At 69.7% G+C, this 1,191-nt stretch carries 1 protein-coding gene and 1 pseudogene; one reads left to right on the forward strand and one right to left on the reverse strand.

Going from position 1 to position 1,191, the window contains the following annotated elements; all coding sequences use genetic code 11:
- The coding region (locus DM995_RS17840) for an RNA polymerase sigma factor (protein WP_232824529.1) at positions 1–310 on the reverse strand (310 nt) is incomplete at its 3' end.
- Between the two features lie 64 nt (positions 311–374).
- Between DM995_RS17840 and DM995_RS17845 the strand changes: the two are divergent.
- Positions 375–1,191: pseudogene (locus tag DM995_RS17845) on the forward strand (S8 family serine peptidase); the annotation flags it as partial.

The raw sequence follows: 1,191 nt of genomic DNA on the forward strand, positions 1-1,191 counted from the left end.
TCGCCTCCTGGCCGCCTTCGGCGCCGATGGCGAACCCGGCCTCGTCGGGAACGAAGGTTTCGCCGCGGCGCCGGGTGGCGCGGATCTCGTCGATGAACAGGTTGCGCATGATCTTGTATATCCAGCTGTCGAGCCGCGTTCCCTGCTGCCACTGATCGCGACGCGCCAGCGCGCGTTCGAGCGCCATCTGGCACAGATCGTCCCCGTCCGCCGATGCCCCGGTCAGGCCATAGGCGAACCGCCGCATCCGCGGCAGCAGGTCGATCAGCTGGGTCTCGAACGTTTCTGTCAGGGTCCGGGCCTTTCTCATGGATGAAACGCCTGGCCTCGTGCGTTTCATCCATGGTTCAGCAAAAAAATCGGACGGAGACGAGATGCGCAAGCCCGCCATGTTCCTGACTGCGATGACCTGCGGCGCGCTGCTCGCTGCAACGCCGCTGTTCGCGCAGTTGCAAACGCCGCTGGGCAATATCGGGTTGCCCGGCGTCGGACGCGGGGTGGGCGATATCCTCGACACCGCCGGCGAGGGGATCAGCGGACTGGGAGAGGTGGCGCAGCGCGAGGCGAGCCGGCTGCTGCGGCTGCGCGATCAGCAGCTCGGGCGGCTGTTGCGGCAGAACCGGGACCTGATCGAGCGCGACGAAAACGGCGATCTGGCGCGACGCGGCGAGATCCTGCTCGTCGGCCCGACGCGCGGCGAGATCGATGCGCTGATCGAGGCCGGCTTTTCGGCGATCGAGGAGGAACGGGTCGAGGGGCTTGATCTGCGCATCGTGCGCTTGCGCGTTCCGAACGGTCTGGGCCTCGCCCGGGCGGAAAGGCTCGCGCGCAGGCTCGCGTCCCAGGCGGATATCGCCCCCGACAGCCTCCACTGGCAATCGGGCTCGCTCGCCGGCCGGGGCACGGCCTTGCCGATGCCCGCGCTGATGGCCGCAACGGCGCCGTCCCAGGTCGACACGCCGATCGGCATCATCGATGGCGCGCCGGGGCCCGCGGTCCGGCCGATGGGCAGCAAGGGCTTTGCCCGGGGCGCGCCGCTGCCCTCGGATCATGGCAGCGCCATCGCTAGCCTGTTGTCCAGCCAGGGCGCACGGCGGCTCTGGGTGGCGGACGTCTATGGCAGCGACCCGGCGGGGGGCAACGCACTGGCGATCGTGCGCGCGCTGGGATGGCTGGCCTCCAGCGGCTGCA

It is taken from the genome of Blastomonas sp. UPD001 (genome assembly GCF_003426715.1).
Taxonomy (GTDB): Bacteria; Pseudomonadota; Alphaproteobacteria; order Sphingomonadales; family Sphingomonadaceae; genus Blastomonas.